This window comes from Vibrio sp. 2134-1 (assembly GCF_033339495.1).
Window position 1 is genome coordinate 1 of record NZ_JAWOUS010000028.1, and the last position, 17399, is coordinate 17399.

Annotated in this window: 14 protein-coding genes and 1 other annotated feature; of the genes, 8 read left to right on the forward strand and 6 right to left on the reverse strand. The window is 44.2% G+C overall.

Features of this window, described 5'->3' with window-relative positions; translation table 11 throughout:
* Nucleotides 1-588: 588 nt before the first annotated feature.
* The 3 genes from clpB to rluD form a co-directional block, all read right to left on the reverse strand.
* Nucleotides 589-3162 carry an ATP-dependent chaperone ClpB gene (gene clpB / locus R7R78_RS21385; protein WP_005381873.1) on the reverse strand — a complete coding sequence of 858 codons (2574 nt, stop codon included), beginning with the start codon at nt 3160-3162 and terminating at the stop codon, nt 589-591.
* A 144-nt stretch (nt 3163-3306) separates the two neighbouring features.
* Nucleotides 3307-4035: a peptidoglycan editing factor PgeF gene (gene pgeF / locus R7R78_RS21390; protein WP_005381874.1), complete on the reverse strand. Its 729-nt coding sequence runs from the start codon at nt 4033-4035 to the stop codon at nt 3307-3309.
* A gap of 1 nt (nt 4036) precedes the next feature.
* Nucleotides 4037-5014 (reverse strand): 23S rRNA pseudouridine(1911/1915/1917) synthase RluD, encoded by a 978-nt coding sequence (gene rluD / locus R7R78_RS21395; RefSeq protein ID WP_005381875.1) that lies wholly within the window; start codon nt 5012-5014, stop codon nt 4037-4039.
* A gap of 136 nt (nt 5015-5150) precedes the next feature.
* On the opposite strand from rluD, the gene bamD reads away from it, so the two are divergent.
* The 5 genes from bamD to yjjX all read left to right on the forward strand — a co-directional run bounded on the left by bamD (nt 5151) and on the right by yjjX (nt 10140).
* Nucleotides 5151-5879 carry an outer membrane protein assembly factor BamD gene (gene bamD / locus R7R78_RS21400; protein WP_005381876.1) on the forward strand — a complete coding sequence of 243 codons (729 nt, stop codon included), beginning with the start codon at nt 5151-5153 and terminating at the stop codon, nt 5877-5879.
* Between the two features lie 148 nt (nt 5880-6027).
* Nucleotides 6028-7509, forward strand: coding sequence for a lytic transglycosylase F (locus R7R78_RS21405; protein ID WP_309474001.1), 1482 nt, complete (start codon nt 6028-6030; stop codon nt 7507-7509).
* Nucleotides 7510-7834: 325 nt separating this feature from the next.
* On the forward strand, nt 7835-8161 hold the full coding sequence (hpf, locus tag R7R78_RS21410; protein WP_005381889.1) for a ribosome hibernation-promoting factor, HPF/YfiA family: 327 nt from the start codon (nt 7835-7837) through the stop codon (nt 8159-8161).
* 108 nt (nt 8162-8269) lie between these two features.
* Nucleotides 8270-8391: a sequence feature (Phe leader region), on the forward strand.
* Nucleotides 8392-8403: 12 nt separating this feature from the next.
* The gene (gene pheA / locus R7R78_RS21415) at nt 8404-9582 is read left to right on the forward strand and encodes a prephenate dehydratase (protein ID WP_017636154.1); all 1179 of its coding nucleotides are present in this window, start codon (nt 8404-8406) and stop codon (nt 9580-9582) included.
* 24 nt (nt 9583-9606) lie between these two features.
* Nucleotides 9607-10140, forward strand: a complete 534-nt coding sequence (yjjX, locus tag R7R78_RS21420) for an inosine/xanthosine triphosphatase (RefSeq protein ID WP_005381891.1) — start codon at nt 9607-9609, stop codon at nt 10138-10140.
* A 111-nt stretch (nt 10141-10251) separates the two neighbouring features.
* Here the strand turns inward: yjjX and trpR are convergent, their stop codons facing one another.
* A complete protein-coding gene (gene trpR, locus R7R78_RS21425) occupies nt 10252-10560 on the reverse strand; it encodes a trp operon repressor (RefSeq protein ID WP_005381892.1) in 309 nt (102 codons plus the stop codon).
* Nucleotides 10561-10573: 13 nt separating this feature from the next.
* Nucleotides 10574-12520 (reverse strand): murein transglycosylase, encoded by a 1947-nt coding sequence (sltY, locus tag R7R78_RS21430; RefSeq protein ID WP_406707385.1) that lies wholly within the window; start codon nt 12518-12520, stop codon nt 10574-10576.
* Nucleotides 12521-12884: 364 nt separating this feature from the next.
* On the opposite strand from sltY, the gene ettA reads away from it, so the two are divergent.
* The 3 genes from ettA to R7R78_RS21445 all read left to right on the forward strand — a co-directional run bounded on the left by ettA (nt 12885) and on the right by R7R78_RS21445 (nt 16183).
* Nucleotides 12885-14552 (forward strand): energy-dependent translational throttle protein EttA, encoded by a 1668-nt coding sequence (gene ettA / locus R7R78_RS21435; RefSeq protein ID WP_005381894.1) that lies wholly within the window; start codon nt 12885-12887, stop codon nt 14550-14552.
* Between the two features lie 230 nt (nt 14553-14782).
* The gene (locus R7R78_RS21440; RefSeq protein WP_031781006.1) at nt 14783-15142 is read left to right on the forward strand and encodes a PilZ domain-containing protein; all 360 of its coding nucleotides are present in this window, start codon (nt 14783-14785) and stop codon (nt 15140-15142) included.
* A 39-nt stretch (nt 15143-15181) separates the two neighbouring features.
* On the forward strand, nt 15182-16183 hold the full coding sequence (locus R7R78_RS21445; protein ID WP_005381900.1) for a M23 family metallopeptidase: 1002 nt from the start codon (nt 15182-15184) through the stop codon (nt 16181-16183).
* 77 nt (nt 16184-16260) lie between these two features.
* Here the strand turns inward: R7R78_RS21445 and tyrA are convergent, their stop codons facing one another.
* On the reverse strand, nt 16261-17388 hold the full coding sequence (gene tyrA, locus R7R78_RS21450; protein WP_138938943.1) for a bifunctional chorismate mutase/prephenate dehydrogenase: 1128 nt from the start codon (nt 17386-17388) through the stop codon (nt 16261-16263).
* Nucleotides 17389-17399 lie beyond the last annotated feature (11 nt).

A 17399-nucleotide genomic window follows, 5' to 3' on the forward strand; every position in this document is an offset into this window, starting at 1 on the left:
AGCGTTCAATCTGAGCCATGATCAAACTCTTCAATTTAAGATTTTGTTCGGCTCAATGAATACTGAACATTACATAAGTAATGTTTGAATTGACTGTGCTCTTATTGGTTTTCACTTTTGAAAAGTAAAACAAAACAGCTCAAGGCTGCTTCCCAATTCGAATGGTCACTTCGTATCATTGAAACCTAATTTTAAGCCGAAGCTTCTAATTGGATTATCATCAACGAGTGCCCACACAGATTGATAGGTCTATATTTTTAAAGAGCACACTTCGAAGTTACCTTCAAAGTGGACGGCTATTTTAGCTAGATAACTTATCGTGTCAAACACTTTTTTAAGTTATTTATCTGCGAGTTAATTTTAACTCACTAACCGTAGTTGTTTAGGTTCCGCTTCACTTGCTTTCCCGTGACAACGGAGGCGCATTATAGGGAGTTCATTAAAGAACACAAGTGCATTTTTTAAAAAAACTCACCTTTTTAGTTTATTCGTATAGAAAACAGACAAAAGACTCTAAAAAACTACAGAAAAGGGGCCAAACGGCCCCTTTAGTGTGATTTTTATCTCAATTTTACTGTATCCATACAATTATTGATGAGCACAAATTTGGTCATTAGTAACAATTAGCTGCACTGTCTTGTCTGGAACGATTTCACCAGAAAGAATTGATTTGGCTAACGGGTTCTCGACATTCTGCTGAATTGCACGTTTTAAAGGACGCGCACCATACACAGGATCGAAACCAACTTGAGCGATCAAATCGAGCGCTTTGTCGGAAACTTCTAGTTGATAGCCTTTTTCCTCTAGTCGTTTCGCCAAACGTTCCAATTGAATAGAAGCAATGGACTTAATGTGCTCTTGACCAAGTGGATGGAACACCACGATTTCGTCAACACGGTTCAAGAACTCTGGGCGGAAGTGTTTGCTAACCACATCCATCACTTCACTCTTGATACCTTGATAGTCTAATGTTGCGAAATTCTCTTGGATACGAGATGAACCCAAGTTAGATGTCATGATCACAACCGTATTACGGAAGTCAACAGTACGACCTTGACCATCCGTTAAACGCCCATCATCGAGAACTTGCAGCAGAATGTTAAATACATCCGGATGCGCTTTCTCTACTTCGTCTAACAAAATTACCGAATACGGCTTGCGACGAACCGCTTCAGTTAAGTAACCACCCTCTTCATACCCGACATAGCCTGGAGGTGCACCAACCAACCTTGCCACTGAGTGTTTCTCCATGAACTCAGACATATCGATACGGACCATCGCATCTTCACTGTCGAACATAAAGCTCGCAAGTGTCTTACAAAGCTCTGTTTTACCCACACCAGTTGGACCTAAGAATAAGAAGGAGCCAATTGGTCGGTTTGGATCAGAAAGCCCAGCTCGACTACGACGAATGGCATTCGATACAACAGAGACCGCTTCGCTTTGACCTACTACACGATTATGCAGCACGTCTTCCATGCGAAGTAGTTTCTCTTTTTCCGCTTCTAGCATCTTGGATACCGGAATACCGGTTTGCTTAGAAAGTACTTCTGCAATCTCGTTGTCGGTTACTTTATTACGCAATAGCGTCATTTCCTGCATTTCAGCTTGGGTTGCAAGATCTAACTGCTTCTCAAGTTCAGGAATACGACCATATTGAAGCTCCGACATACGGTTTAGATCGCCAGCACGGCGAGCAAACTCCATGTCCATACGAGCTTGTTCAAGCTCAGACTTAATATGTTGAGTACCAGAAAGAGCTGCTTTTTCTGTATTCCAAACCTCTTCTAGCTCAGCATACTCTCGCTCTTTTTCATTGAGTTCTTCATTAAGCGCTTTCAAACGCTTTTCACTCGCTTCATCGTGCTCGTTACTTAGTGCTTGTTGCTCAATTTTGAGTTGGATAATTTTACGCTCAAGCTTATCCAAGGACTCTGGCTTAGAGTCAATTTGTAAACGAATGCTTGAAGCCGCTTCGTCGATTAAGTCGATCGCTTTATCCGGCAACTGACGGTCGGAGACATAGCGATGTGACAAGCTCGCCGCAGCAACAATCGCTGGGTCAGTAATTTCGACGTGATGATGAAGCTCATAACGCTCCTTCAAGCCACGTAAAATCGCCACGGTATCCTCAACGGTCGGCTCATCCACCAGCACTTTTTGGAAACGACGTTCTAATGCTGCATCTTTTTCGATGTACTGACGATATTCATCCAATGTTGTTGCGCCAACACAGTGCAGCTCACCACGAGCTAATGCCGGTTTTAGCATGTTGCCCGCATCCATTGAGCCTTCACCTTTACCAGCACCGACCATAGTGTGTAGTTCATCAATGAAGAGGATGACGTTGCCTTCTTCTTTAGCAAGTTCATTCAATACTGATTTTAAACGCTCTTCAAATTCACCACGGTACTTAGCACCAGCAACCAGTGCGCCCATGTCTAATGACAGCACACGGCGACCACGCAGACCTTCAGGTACTTCGTTGTTAACTATGCGCTGCGCTAAGCCTTCAACAATTGCTGTCTTACCTACGCCTGGTTCACCGATAATCACAGGGTTGTTTTTAGTACGACGCTGCAATACCTGGATAGTACGACGGATTTCATCATCACGGCCGATAACCGGATCCAATTTACCTTGCTCTGCACGTTCGGTAAGGTCTATGGTGAACTTTTCCAATGCTTGACGAAGCTCTTCTGCATTCGGATCATTGACCTTTTGACCACCTCTGATCTTTTCGATTGCCTGGCTGACTTTTTGCTCTGTTAAGCCGATCTCTTTGAGCAATTGCCCCAATGGTCCGCGATCTTCTAAAGCGGCAAGCAGGAAGACTTCAGACGAGATATAGGAGTCTTGACGCTTTTGCGCCACTTTGTCACACAGGTTAAACAATGTGCCCATCGAGCTAGAGAGCTGAACATCCCCACCGATGCCACTGACTTTTGGTAATCGATCTAACATTTCACTCAATTTAGAGCGTAAATGCGTTACGTCCACATCCAGCATAGTAAGCAATGGACGAATTGGACTGCCATTTTGATCAAGCAAAGCCACCATGAGGTGAACTGGCTCGATATATTGATGATCGCGCCCTAACGCTAGTGATTGAGCATCAGAGATAGCGATTTGAAACTTACTTGTGAATCGATCAAGACGCATATCTACCTTCCTAACCTCAACTAAAGGAAATTCTTTTGACAGTTAGAAAGATGGATACTCGGGTGGGGAATTTCAAGGGAGTGAATGAATAAAGATAGCTTTGCAAAAATAGTAGTATGCATCTTAGCACTTTGGTGCTTATAGCTAGTCTTCGATCCAAATAAAGGTTGCTTGTCGACCAGTCTTACCATCACGGCGATAAGAGTAAAAAGAGGCTTTATCTTGGTAAGTACAAAGTCCAGAATCAAACACTTGTGTCACACCAGCCCGGTTTAGACGTTGCGTTGCCAGCACCGACATGTCAGCAAACCATTTACCGTCGATATCGCGTGGAGCAAATGCTTGATTCGCCTGTGAATCAAAATCAACAAAAGCTTGCAGAACATCTTCACCCACTTCGAAGGCTTGAGGGCCAATGGCAGGGCCAAGCCACGCTATCACTTCACCAGAAAACAACGCTAACGCATTTTCGACAATGCCATTTGCTAAGCCGCGCCAACCTGCGTGAACAGCGGCTACTTGCGTACCTTGTGTATTAGTCAATAATACAGGTAAACAATCGGCGGTCATCGCTGAACAAACAACATGGCTTGAAGAAGTAAATACACCATCCGCATCAAGCACCTGTGTTGTTGGTTCATTTGCTTGAGCCACAACGGTTGAATGCGTTTGGTTTAACCAGATTGGCGCATTTGGCATGCTTGCCTGTTGCGCCAACCAAGCTCGGTTCTTCTCTACTAAAGACAAATCATCCCCAACGTGAGTACCTAAATTTAGCCCTTGGTAAGGGCCTGTCGAAAATCCGCCTATGCGTGTTGAGGCGAAAGCTTTGACATTTTTAGGCGCTGGCCAATTCGGAATGATCGTCTTCATATTAGAATTCTTCCGGTAAGCCGTGCTCTTCTGTATCTTGACGAAGCGCTTCAGTCATCACAACCATGTCATCAGGCACTGGAGCATGAAACTCAAGAACTTCGCCCGTAATTGGGTGCTCAAAGCGCAGCATTACTGCGTGCAATGCTTGGCGATCGAAGCCCCGGATCATTGCCGTTAGCTCTTCAGACGCACCTGTCGGGATGCGAGCACGTCCACCATATGCAATATCACCGAGCAGCGGATGCTGAAGATAAGACATGTGCACACGAATCTGGTGCGTACGACCCGTTTCTAGACGCAAGCGAATACGCGTGTGTTCGCGGAAGCGTTCAGCAACACGGTAGTGCGTTACTGCTGGTTTGCCCATTGGTGCTACCGCCATAAGCGTGCGCTTAGTAGAGTGACGACCAATAGGTTGATCCACTTTACCGCCCGCAGTCATACGACCAATAGCGATCGCTTCGTACTCACGAGTAATATTACGTTTTTGCAGTGCGCGAACCAGACGAGTTTGTGCAGGAACGGTTTTCGCCACCACCATCAAACCCGTTGTGTCTTTATCCAAACGGTGCACGATACCTGCACGAGGTACTTCTGCAATATCAGGGTAATGATGCAACAACGCATTAAGTACAGTGCCATCAGGCGTACCAGCGCCCGGATGAACCACAAAGTCACGAGGTTTGTTGATAACGATAATATCTTCATCTTCATAGACGATATCTAGCGGGATATCTTGCGCTTCCCAGCGTTCTTCATCTTCTAACTCGGCTTGCAATGTAATTTCCTCGCCACCCATTACTTTGGTACGAGGTTTAGTGACAACTTCACCATCAACTTGAACTTTCCCATCAAGCAGCCACTCTTTTAGGCGCGAGCGAGAGAAGTCCGCGAATAATTCGGCGATAGCTTGGTCTAAACGTTGACCTAACTGGCTATCTTTTACGGTATTTGTTAATACAATCTGCTGAGCCATATCGAACTTTTTTAAAAACTGTGAGACTAATGCTCACGACTGTGAAAAAATAGACTATTACGTCATTGTATCTGTTACTGGAAAGAAAGTAACGGCAGCTTAAGAAATATTTAGATTCAAGGAACAGACTCCTGATATGAAACGTCAGACTTTAACAGGCCTTTTAGCGGTATCCCTTCTGTTTGGATGTGCAAGCAAAGAAGAAATCGTTCCTGATGTGCCGCCTTCGGAACTGTATGCAGACGCACAGATTTCTCTTCAAAGTGGTAATTGGCTTTCTGCAATTGAGAAACTGGAAGCATTAGACTCACGTTACCCATTCGGTGCCTACTCAGAACAGGTGCAGCTTGACCTAATCTATGCGTACTACAAAAACGACGACCTTGCTTTGGGCTTGGCAACCATTTCTCGCTTTATGCGTTTAAACCCAACCCATGAAAAGATGGATTGGGTGCTGTACATGCGAGGTCTAAGCCACATGGCGCAAGATCGTAACTTTATGCATGATTTATTCAGCGTAGATCGAAGCGATCGCGATCCTGAACCGGTAAAAAAAGCGTTTGATGACTTCAAAAAACTACTTCAACGCTACCCGAATAGCCCATATGCAGAAGATTCACAAAAACGTATGGTTGCGCTGAAAAACCGTCTAGCGAACTATGATTTAGCGACTGCTGACTTCTACCTTCGCCGTGAAGCTTGGGTCGCTGCTATTAATCGCAGCCAAGAGCTACAAAAAGCGTATCCAGACACAGAAGCTGCACGTAAGTCACTGACTATCCAGCTAGAGGCCTACAAGCAACTTGGTTTGGAAGACGCCGTAGCAAGAACCGAAAAGCTTATCGAGCTCAACCCTGTGAAGTAATTGAACTTGCTTTAAACTGAACCGCCACCGTTTTTACCGTGGCGGTTTTTTATTACTCTCAATAGTGTATTCAGCCCTTTCTTGATGATCTTCCTAGCTCCACATATGCTTAAAGTTCTCCTCCCCCCTTTATAAAAAGGATGTGAACGTGACGATATCTAAGCTTTGCGCAGTTATGCTGCTCCTATTGTCTGCTTCCGTTTGCGCACTGCAAATCTCGCCGCTCAAACAGCCTCCTTATACTGGGGACCTCGACGTCATCAAGGAGAAGAATGTACTGCGCGTCTTAGTTTCTGCTGATTTAGGCTTTTACTACATTGAGGGCGGCACACCAAAAGGCATAGGCGCGGAATTGCTGGCGCATTTCGAAAAAGACCTTCGTAAACTCAAACCAAAGCTTAACGTACAAATTATTCCTGTTGCCCGCGACCAGCTACTGCCAGCCTTAGAAAACGGTTCAGGTGACTTAGTTGTCGCCAACCTGACTATTACCGACACGCGCAAACAGAAAGTGGAGTTCAGTTCACCCATCCTCACTGGTATTCAAGAGTGGGTAGTGACAAACAAAAGCACACCAACGATGACGAAAATCGAACAATTGAGCGGCAAAGAGATTTGGGTGCGCGCCAGTTCTAGCTACTTTGAAAGCATTCAGACACTAAATAAGAAACTAAACAAAAAAGGCTTACCGCCTGTTATCGTGCACTTTATTGAAGAAACACTTCAAGATTATGAGCTGGTCGGAATGCTCAACAATGGTTACGTCAAAGCCATTGTTCTCGATAGCCATAAAGCCAAGCTTTGGCTGAAAGTGATGGATGATATTCGGGTTCACAAAAAAATCCCTATCCGCAAAAATGGCAAAATTGCTTGGGCAATGCGAGAAAATAGTCCCAAATTAAAAGCCGTCGTGAATAAGTTCATCCAGAAGTCTCGCTCTGGGACACTACTCGGTAACGTTATTTACGGTAAATACATCGATAATACGGGATGGTTGAACAGAGCTCTTAACCCTAAGAAAATTGCTCAACTAGAAAAACTCGCGGCGCTATTTTCACGCTATGGTGAGAAATACGATATCGACTATTTACTGATCGCTGCAATCGCTTACAAGGAATCAGGATTTAATAACGACCTAGTTGGAAGTCGAGGTGCCGTTGGCATAATGCAAGTCCTACCTAGCACCGCTCAAGATCCGAATATCAATATCAAAAATGTTCGACAATTAGAAAACAACATTCATGCTGGAGTGAAATACTTAGCTTTTTTGCGTAAGCAGTACTTCAGTGATCCTGATATTACTGCACAAAATAAACTCTACTTTACATTGGCGGCTTACAATGCGGGCCCCGGCAATGTAGAGCGTATTCGTAAGCGTGCAGCCCAACAAGGTTACGATCCTAATGTTTGGTTTAATAACGTTGAAGTCGTTATGCGGAAAAGTTTAAGCTCAACGGTTGGGTACGTCACAAGCATTAATCGCTACTACATAATATACAAACAACTAGAAAGTTTGGACCAAGTCAAAAGTCTAGAAAGGGTTTCACTAGCCCCAAAAGACCCCATTTTCATGATACCGCTACGAAAAGTCAGCCAAATGCCAGACAGTAAAAAGCCGCTTGTACAGTAAGCGGCTTTTTAAATGGATTCATTGGAGAGACTCAGTGATCGTCATCACACCTTACGTGTAGTTAAATTTTAACCACCTCAAATATTAGGCCGTAAAACTTCCCTAAAAACGAGGCCGTTTTCAGCTGAGTACTCTATCCAATCTACGGATTTACTAACCGATAACAAGCAATTTCACGATAAATCTCAGAAGTTCTTGAGTGAGATCACATTCATTTTTCATCATAAAAAACCCGAGCAAAATAATGATCTGAATCACATTTTTTTATGCTTAAAGCGGTAATCTGAACTCAACCCATGAGGGATGCAACAGAGGAAAAACACTTATGACAATGAATATCACTGGCAAAAACATCGAAATCACCTCTGCAATCCGAGCTCATATTGAGAGCAAATTTAAAAAACTGGAGAAATGGCAAGTAGACCTAATTGGTTGCCAAGCAACTTTCAGTGAGGAACCAAACAAACAGAAGAAATTCGAAGCGGTTATCAAAGTTCCTAAAGGCCAGCTCATTGCCTCAGCAACTCACGAAGATCTTTACGCAGCTATCAACGAAGTGGAGCAAAAACTAGAACGACAATTGAACAAGCTGACCCACAAACCTGAAGCTCGACGTGCAAGTAAGCCTGAGCTAGTGGAAGAAGAAGAGTAAACTGAACAGATTGAGGAAATAGCGCCGAAAGGCGCTATTTTTTTGCTTGACGCTCTCCCCAGCCTTGCTTATTGTGTTTAAACACTCATAAATTAAGCACTATTTATGCATTTAACCTCACTGTTTATTTTTGACTTCTTTTTCCTCCCATAGTTGGAGGGGCGAACTCGTTTGTGAAAGAAAAGTCAAAAACAAACAGAAAGCCTCCCAAATCGGGAGGCTTTTTTATAAGGAAAGAATTGATGACTGACCAACCTATTTCCCTCGAAGAAATTCGTTTACGCTTGAATGAGTTGGATGACCAACTTCTCAGCTTATTGTCTGAGCGCCGTAAACTCAGCATTGAAGTAGCCAAAAGCAAAGTACAAACCTCAAAGCCTGTTCGCGACGCCGTCCGTGAACAGCAATTATTGGTCAAGCTGATTTCTAATGGCCAAGATAAATACGAACTTGACGCGCAGTACATCACCAAACTTTTCCATACCATCATTGAAGACTCAGTTCTGCTTCAACAAAGTTATCTGCAAAATCTCGTTAACCCACAGCAAAGCCGTAAGCCACTTGCTCGCGTCGCTTTTTTAGGAGCCAAAGGCTCTTATTCGCACTTGGCAAGTCGCGAATACTTCAGTCGTAAAAATACGGAGCTTATCGAGCTCAACTGCGAGCACTTTAAAGAAGTGACTCAAACGGTTGAATCTGGCCATGCTGATTATGGCGTTCTGCCAATCGAAAACACCAGCTCAGGCTCTATTAATGAAGTGTATGACTTACTACAACACACGACGCTTTACATCGTTGGAGAGCTAACTCAACCAATCGAACACTGCTTGGTTGCGAAAAAAGACATTCGTCTGGAAGATATTAAAACGCTGTATTCACACCCTCAGCCACACCAACAGTGCAGTGAGTTTTTAAGCCGTATGAAAGGAGTAAAGCTGGAGTCCTGCGCGAGCACAGCAGATGCAATGCAGAAAGTCCAAGAGATGGATCGTGATGATGTAGCTGCAATTGGTAATGCATCAAGCGGTAAGCTATATGGCTTGCAAGCAATTCAAGGCAACATCGCAAACCAAACCGAAAACCATACTCGCTTTATCGTGGTTGCTCGTAAACCGGTTGAAGTTTCTACTCAGATTCCAGCAAAAACCACATTGATCATGTCGACCTCCCAAGAGGCAGGCTCATTGGTTGAAACACTATTAGTGCTGCAACGTTACGGCATCAATATGACCAAGCTAGAATCACGCCCAATTATGGGGAACCCGTGGGAAGAGATGTTCTACGTAGACTTGACATCACATCTTGCTTCGACAGAAATGCAACAGGCACTTGAAGAGCTAACAAAAATCACTAAGCACTTGAAAGTATTAGGCTGTTACCCGAGTGAGAACGTAAAGCCTACGCAAGTAAAATTGAGTTAATAGACACCAGTGAGTAAAAAGATCATGGCAACCCAAAAAGTCGTAATCGCATCGCTAAACCCAGCCAAAATTAATGCAGTTCAAAGTGCATTTCGTAATGCATTTCCGCATCAAGAGTTCAACTTCGTTGGCATCAGTGTACCGAGTGAGGTCGCAGATCAGCCCATGACGAATGAAGAAACTCATCGTGGTGCGCTAAACCGCGTTAAAAACGCAAAAGTAGAGATGCCAAACGCGGATTACTATGTCGGTCTCGAAGCGGGAATTGAAGCAAACGTGACGTTTGCTTGGATGGTGGTTGAATCAGAGACTCACCGCGGTGAATCTCGTTCTGCAAGCTTAATGTTGCCGCCAAAAGTCTTGGAAAAACTCAAGGATGCGAATGAGTTGGGAGATGTAATGGACGAAGTGTTTGGTACTGATAACATCAAACAGAAAGGTGGCGCTATTAGCCTGCTAACCCAAAACCAGCTAACTCGAAGCTCAGTCTATCACCAAGCCTTGATTCTGGCTTTAATTCCATTCACAAACCCTGAGCACTTTCCTTCAAATTTATAACACTCAGCCTAGTCTCTAGATACGCAAAAAGGGCGGATATTTCCGCCCTTTGTAATACGTTATCTTAGTCACTTGTAACACCAAGGCCTAAAAGCAAATTGGATATACTGTCTACTTAGATACCGCAACTTGTTCTAACAAGACTTTCAACTTGTCTTTTTCTTCATCAGATTTCGACTTTAGTTCGTTAGAGCCTCGAGTAATGGTGGCAATGCCCACACCAAGCATCTGACTGATCTGACGTTGAGATAATTCTCCTTTAAGAAGTTCGTTAATTATATTAACGCGTGATATTAATGACTCTCTCTCATCACGTGACATCAGCATAGTTAACAGCATGTCATCTTGCTGGGTGCCCATACTTGTTCGAATTAGCTCAATAATCTGTTGCCAGTCTTTGTACTCGGGTTCGTGCGACATCAAGTTACCTCACTCAATACTTGGTATTGATCTCATGTTGATTCAAGAACGCGCCATCGATACCCAAAAGATCACGATAGTATGTTTCAAACATCAAGATGTTTTGCACATAACCGCGCGTCTCTTTAAATGGAATTGCCTCAATAAAGGCATAAGCATCCACTTTTCCTTGGGTACGCTCTCGCCACGTTTTTACTCTGTTAGGACCTGCATTATAAGCAGCAAGAGCAAAAATACGATTATTATCGTAATCCTCTAATAAACCTTGCAAATAATGGCTACCAATTTCGATATTTTTTCCTACATTGTAGAGATCCTGCGTACCTTGATAACTCAACTTATATTTACGTGCCGTGTACTTCGCCGTCGCAGGCATGATCTGCATAAGACCACGAGCGCCAACTGGAGAGCGGGCTTCAACATCTAACGCACTTTCCTGTCGAGCGAGAGACATCATCGTGACGGGATCAATGTTGTGCTTTTTCGCATAAAAGTTAAACCACCAGCGGTGTGCTATTGGGAACCTAAGTTCGATATTATCCCACATCTGCGCTTGAATACTCGCGGTCACCGTTAGGTGATGCCAACGTTTAAATGATGCATAAGCCGCCAACATCGCCTTTTCATCTTTCCCTACGCGGCGCAGTAAGTGTGCCCATTCACTCTTCGCTGCTGCGATTTTATCCGTCGCGATCAACTCTTCGATACGAGCTAACGAGTCTTGATAGGGTTGAACAACTTTCTTATCCAACTTAACCGTATGCGTTGGGTATTTGATTGATTGCCCGATTGCATTGGCGGCAGCCACACTGTAGAAGTTTCGTTGCCCAAGCAGAGTTGCTAAACGCTGTTTCCCCGCGATGTCATCACCTAACGCTATTTCACTTCTTCCAAGCCAATATTGCCAGCGTAGCGTGGCTTGTTCTTCTTTATTTAGAACAGCAATCCACTCTTGTACGCCTTTCCAATCTGCATTTTGAATCGCTAAGCGGATGCGCGTTTCAATCAACGGTAAGTACTGACTGGTTTTCGTTTTATCATCGCGCCATTTAGCTAATGACTCAGACTCCGTACGAGTCAATCGAAATGCAATATAGTCGGCAAGTTCTTGCGCTTTTTCTGGAGAAAACTTCTGTCCTTTAATGACAGCATCGTACGCACCTTGTGCTTGGCTAGTGTTCATGCGAGCCAACTTTTCTAACGCATATTCACTTTGCGCTCGATTAAAATCATTCGCAGGTTTTTTCTTCGCGAATTCCGCAACACTTGAAGGATTATCAAACAACGCTTTCATTTCTTTGGCTTGTTGCTTTGCCTGCGCTGATTTAGGCAGTTTGAGCAAGTAACTCATCAAACCGCCATTACGAGCATCAAACGCCAGTAACATACGCTGTAGAATCAGTTCATCGGTACGCTCACCCGCCTTGTCCCATGCTTCAAATAATGGGTCACACTCATAAGCAATGCTGATGCCACGTAACCACATATGTTCAGCCCCTTTAAACGCCGCGACTTTCTTGCCTTGCTTTAATTGAGCGACGTAGAAAATACATTGGTAACGCTCACCACTAGGAATGACTTTTTGAAACTCAGTAATGGTTTTCCAATCTTTTTGCTTATAAAGATGATTGAGGTATGGAGCGCGAACTCGACGAGAAAATGGAAAAGACTCGTGCTCAGAAATAAACTCGTTCACCTGTTGTGGTGACTTTTCCGGTAACTGTCTAATAAAAGTGCGGTAATCCACATAAGGCGTTAGTGGATAGTCAGAAATTTTAGGACGAATCGAAAGGTATCCGTCGATGTCATTTTTATCTAATAAATCTTGAGCTTGCTCATATACTTCGCGCTGCTTTTCCAAACTCAGCGCGGCATTAGCACTCAAACTCATAGCACACAACGCGGCGGCGCAGCATACGTTTTTAGCCAATTCAGATACGTTGAATCTCATTTGTGTCATTTTCCCCAGACATATACTGCCCTAAAGCCTAGTTTTGTTAGAGTTCATGTGATGTTAAGGCAATTTTCACACATGCATCTATTTACACAGAATGCAGATGTCCATGTAAAGCAACTTAGTGTATTAAAAATTGTACTCGTCAAACTTTTAAGACGATGGAGACAAAGCGTTTCTAACTCGCATAGAAAACACTTCGTCATTCTTAACGAATAACAAAAGTGTATACCCTAACCGTGTAAGTTTCCGGTCAGCTCAAAATAAGAAATCCATTCGTTAGGGAAATTCTTGCAATGCGGTAACAAAAACAAAGCACTTGGTATAAAATGATGGGTTTGAATGACAGTTAATTTAGGAACGATCGGCAATGGCTGAATACGTATATACCATGTCGCGGGTGAGCAAAATTGTGCCACCTAAGCGTCAAATTCTTAAAGACATCTCTCTGAGCTTCTTCCCTGGTGCGAAAATCGGTGTTTTAGGTCTGAACGGTGCAGGTAAATCTACACTGCTACGTATCATGGCAGGTATCGACACGGATATCGACGGTGAAGCGCGTCCACAACCTGGTCTAAACGTAGGTTACCTACCTCAGGAACCAGTATTAGACGAATCAAAAACCGTTCGTGAAGTTGTTGAAGAAGCGGTTGCTGACGTTGCTGACGCTCTGAAACGTTTGGACGCAGTCTACGCAGCATACGCTGAACCAGATGCAGACTTCGACGCACTTGCAAAAGAGCAAGGCGAGCTAGAAGCCCTTATCCAAGCGAAAGATGGCCACAACCTAGAAAATGCGCTTGAGCGTGCGGCAAACGCACTTCGTTTACCTGAATGGGACCAAAAAATTGCGCACCTATCAGGTGGTGAACGCCGACGTGTGGCTATTTGTCGCTTGCTACTTTCTAAGCCAGACATGCTACTGCTTGATGAACCTACCAACCACCTAGATGCAGAATCAGTGGCTTGGCTAGAGCGCTTCTTAGTGGATTACACAGGTACCGTAGTAGCCATCACCCACGACCGTTACTTCCTAGATAACGCTGCGGGCTGGATCTTAGAACTGGACCGTGGTGAAGGTATCCCATGGGAAGGCAACTACACCTCATGGCTGGAGCAAAAAGACGCTCGTCTACAACAAGAAGCCTCCCAAGAGAGTGCTCGCCAAAAGACTATCGAGAAAGAGCTTGAGTGGGTACGTAAAAACCCTAAAGGTCGTCAAGCGAAGTCAAAAGCACGTATGGCTCGCTTTGAAGAACTGCAAAGCTCTGATCATCAAAAACGTAATGAAACCAATGAACTATTTATCCCACCAGGTGAGCGTCTAGGTGATAAGGTTATTGAAGTGAAGAACCTGACCAAGTCATTTGACGGTCGAGTTCTAATTGATGACCTGTCATTCAGCATCCCTAAAGGTGCAATTGTTGGTATCATCGGTGCTAACGGCGCAGGTAAATCGACGCTATTCAAGATGTTAAGTGGTACTGAACAACCAGACTCGGGCACAATTGAGATGGGCGATACAGTAAAACTAGCATCTGTCGATCAGTTCCGTGACAGCATGGACGATTCTAAAACCGTATTCCAAGAGATCTCTGAAGGTGCTGATATCATTAAGATCAACAACTTCGAAATCCCAGCTCGTGCATACTGTTCACGCTTTAACTTTAAAGGCAGTGACCAACAAAAGATTATTGGTGAACTATCGGGTGGTGAGCGTAACCGTGTCCACCTTGCGAAGCTTCTTAAAGCGGGCGGCAACGTGTTGCTACTCGACGAACCAACCAACGACCTTGACGTTGAAACACTGCGTGCTCTAGAAGAAGCATTACTAGAGTTCCCTGGTTGTGCAATGGTTATCTCGCACGACCGTTGGTTCCTTGACCGTATCGCGACCCACATCATTGACTACCGTGACGAAGGCCAAGTTAACTTCTACGAAGGTAACTACACAGAGTACATGGATTGGTTGAAGAAAACATTGGGTCCTGAAGCCGCAGAACCACACCGTATCAAATACAAGCGTATTGCGAAGTAATCGCAACCCACAAAGTTTGATTGTAATTTGTACAAAGGCCGCTATCATAGCGGCCTTTGTTTTCTTTGTTATAAAAAGAGCTCATTAGCCCGTCTCGTTCGTTAAGAACATGACATTGCACTTACGTCACTCTGTAGCGACCTCGACACTTTTCAAACAACAATCGAACACTTTTTGTTCGTATTGATATACTATTCAATTCTGTTTGACGACCTGACGAGAATATTCATATGACAGAGAGACGACGCTTTTCACGTATTCTCCATCAAGCTCCAGCTAAGATAGAACAACGTGACTTGGCAATTGAAGCTAGGATTCAAGATCTTTCCTTGCATGGTTTACTCATGAAAGTGGAAGAGACTGAGGCTTTGGATCCAACCCTTCCAGTCCATGTGACTTTTTCATTTGATCAATCCGAACAAGTGATTACGTTAAAAGCGCAAATTGTGAATGTCTCTAAGTGTGAGATTAGGTTGAAGATCGCTAAGGTAGACATCGAAAGCATTAGCCAACTAAAACGATTTATAGAATTGAATGTAGGCAATAACGACCTTCTGAATCGAGAGTTAGAGCACCTCTCTGGTTTTTAGGAGAAAAATAAATGAACGCCTATTTAAGTAACAATAACTATGTCTAAAAAAATCATCATGCAGATCCCGACGAAAGACGGCGATCAGCAGTTCTATTTGGGCCGCAGTTCGGTCCTAGCAGTATTTGCTTCAGTATTGGCATTACCCGCCGTCGTTGGTGGCGCGTGGTACCTTAATCAGCAGCAGATGCACAATAAAGACGAACTAACACAAATCATCGCCAAACTGGAAAGTGAAAAGGCCGAAGTGACGGCTCTTTACGAAGAACAGCTTGATACCAATCATTCGCTTTCCCAGTCTTTGACGGACAAAAACAATCAAATTCAGCTATTGGGCAAACGGGTATTCGACGTTGAATCGGTTTTAGGTCTCGCAGACGAAGAGTTGATGATCGATGAGAACAGCATGGGGTTAGAGGAGCGAATTGACGCAGCCGCTATCGATTCTGCTGTTCGAGCGACGATGTTCCGTTTGATACCAAATGACAGCCCAGTCACATACCAACGTATTTCTTCTTCTTACGGCAGTCGTATTAATCCGATTTCAGGTAAGAGGCATGTTCATACTGGTATCGATCTGACTTGTAAAAGAGGAGAAGAGATCCTGGCACCGGCTGACGGTGTGGTGGAAACCGTTCGCCCGAGCAATCGTGGTTATGGTAACTATGTCACCATTCGTCACTCATTTGGCTTTATGAGCTCCTTTGCTCATCTACAACGCTTCAAAGTGAAAAGCGGTCAGTTTGTTAGTAAAGGCGACATCATTGCTCAATGCGGTAACTCTGGCAACTCCACAGGGCCACACTTGCACTATGAAGTACGCTTCCTCGGACGAGCACTCAACCCTCAATACTTAATGGAGTGGACGCCAGAAAACTTCAATGACGTCTTTGAAAAAGAGAAAAAAGTGAAATGGGGACCTTTGGTTCAATTGATTGATAACGTTGTACGCCTGCAAGTCAATTTAACCAATTCACCCTATCGCGATACCAGTATCAACACAGTATCAAGTGAAGATACGAGTAATACTGCGACGAACTGATTTGTCCATCAACACGAAAAAGAGCAGCTTACGCTGCTCTTTTTGTTTCGGACTCTGCACGGCTAAATGACCCGTGATTAGCCGCGATGAATATTATCATTCGCCTGTTTGAGTAAGTTTTGGCTCTCATTCATAAATTGTTGAGAATAAGTACCAAACCAATCACTCACCTGCTTAAAGCTTTCGATGAATCGCGCTTTGTCTCTGCTATCCAGAATCGCTACCGCATCACCTAAACACTGATGGAATCGCTTGATCATATCGATATTCTCTTGAGAAGAGAAAATGATATCACCGTACAAGTTCGGATCCTGACCAAACAGTCGTCCCACCATCGCCAATTCAAGGCGGTAGATTGGCGAGCTTAACTTCAACAACTGATCGATGTTCGGATTCTCTTTGCTAAGGTGCATACCGTAAGCAAACGACGTGAAGTGGCGCAACGCCTGAATCAACGTCATGCCATGATCGTGCTCTTGTGCATCGATTTGGCACAAGCTTGCGCCCCAAATCCCAAACTGTTGCAATAGCCATTGGTAATGCTCGTGACCACGGCCATCACAGTACACAATAACCTGCTTGGCAAGGCTCGGAACATCTGGGCCAAACATTGGGTGCAAACCAACCACAGGACCTTGGTGCACATTCAACATTGCTTGCAGAGGCTTCGACTTGATAGAAGTCAGGTCACACAGAATGCAGTCTTGCGGCAAGTTCCCCAGTTTTTCGATCACCCCTTCCGTTAGATGAATCGGCACCGTGACCACGACTAAACCCGCGTTGTCTAGAATCTCATCCGCATGATCCCAGTCTTTACTGCCGAGAACTTTGACCCGGTAGCCCGACAATTTGAACATACGCCCAAACAGGCCACCCAATTGACCATTACCACCAATAATAACAACTGAGCGTAAATCAGGGTTCAAACACTTAAAACCGGAATCTTTCTCGCTGGCATAAGACTCACGCATTGTTCGACGCAGAATATCTTCAATAAGCTGTGGAGGAATTCCCATTTTTTCAGCTTCAGCGCGACGAGAAGCTAACATCGCCGCTTCGCGGTCTGGAGCATAAATTGGCAAACCATGTTCGCTTTTTACTTCCCCAACTTTCTCTACGAGCGCTAAACGCTGAGCCAATAGCTCCAACATTTGCTTGTCGACTGCATCAATCTGATCGCGTAATGCGTTAAGTTCAACTGCCATTGATGTTCCTT

Coding starts and splice junctions, on each gene's coding strand:
- clpB (WP_005381873.1), bottom strand. CDS start 3,162: ATGCGTCTTGATCGATTCACAAGTAAGTTTCAAATCGCTATCTCTGAT.
- pgeF (WP_005381874.1), bottom strand. CDS start 4,035: ATGAAGACGATCATTCCGAATTGGCCAGCGCCTAAAAATGTCAAAGCT.
- rluD (WP_005381875.1), bottom strand. CDS start 5,014: ATGGCTCAGCAGATTGTATTAACAAATACCGTAAAAGATAGCCAGTTA.
- bamD (WP_005381876.1), top strand. CDS start 5,151: ATGAAACGTCAGACTTTAACAGGCCTTTTAGCGGTATCCCTTCTGTTT.
- hpf (WP_005381889.1), top strand. CDS start 7,835: ATGACAATGAATATCACTGGCAAAAACATCGAAATCACCTCTGCAATC.
- pheA (WP_017636154.1), top strand. CDS start 8,404: ATGACTGACCAACCTATTTCCCTCGAAGAAATTCGTTTACGCTTGAAT.
- yjjX (WP_005381891.1), top strand. CDS start 9,607: ATGGCAACCCAAAAAGTCGTAATCGCATCGCTAAACCCAGCCAAAATT.
- trpR (WP_005381892.1), bottom strand. CDS start 10,560: ATGTCGCACGAACCCGAGTACAAAGACTGGCAACAGATTATTGAGCTA.
- sltY (WP_406707385.1), bottom strand. CDS start 12,520: ATGACACAAATGAGATTCAACGTATCTGAATTGGCTAAAAACGTATGC.
- ettA (WP_005381894.1), top strand. CDS start 12,885: ATGGCTGAATACGTATATACCATGTCGCGGGTGAGCAAAATTGTGCCA.
- R7R78_RS21440 (WP_031781006.1), top strand. CDS start 14,783: ATGACAGAGAGACGACGCTTTTCACGTATTCTCCATCAAGCTCCAGCT.
- R7R78_RS21445 (WP_005381900.1), top strand. CDS start 15,182: ATGTCTAAAAAAATCATCATGCAGATCCCGACGAAAGACGGCGATCAG.
- tyrA (WP_138938943.1), bottom strand. CDS start 17,388: ATGGCAGTTGAACTTAACGCATTACGCGATCAGATTGATGCAGTCGAC.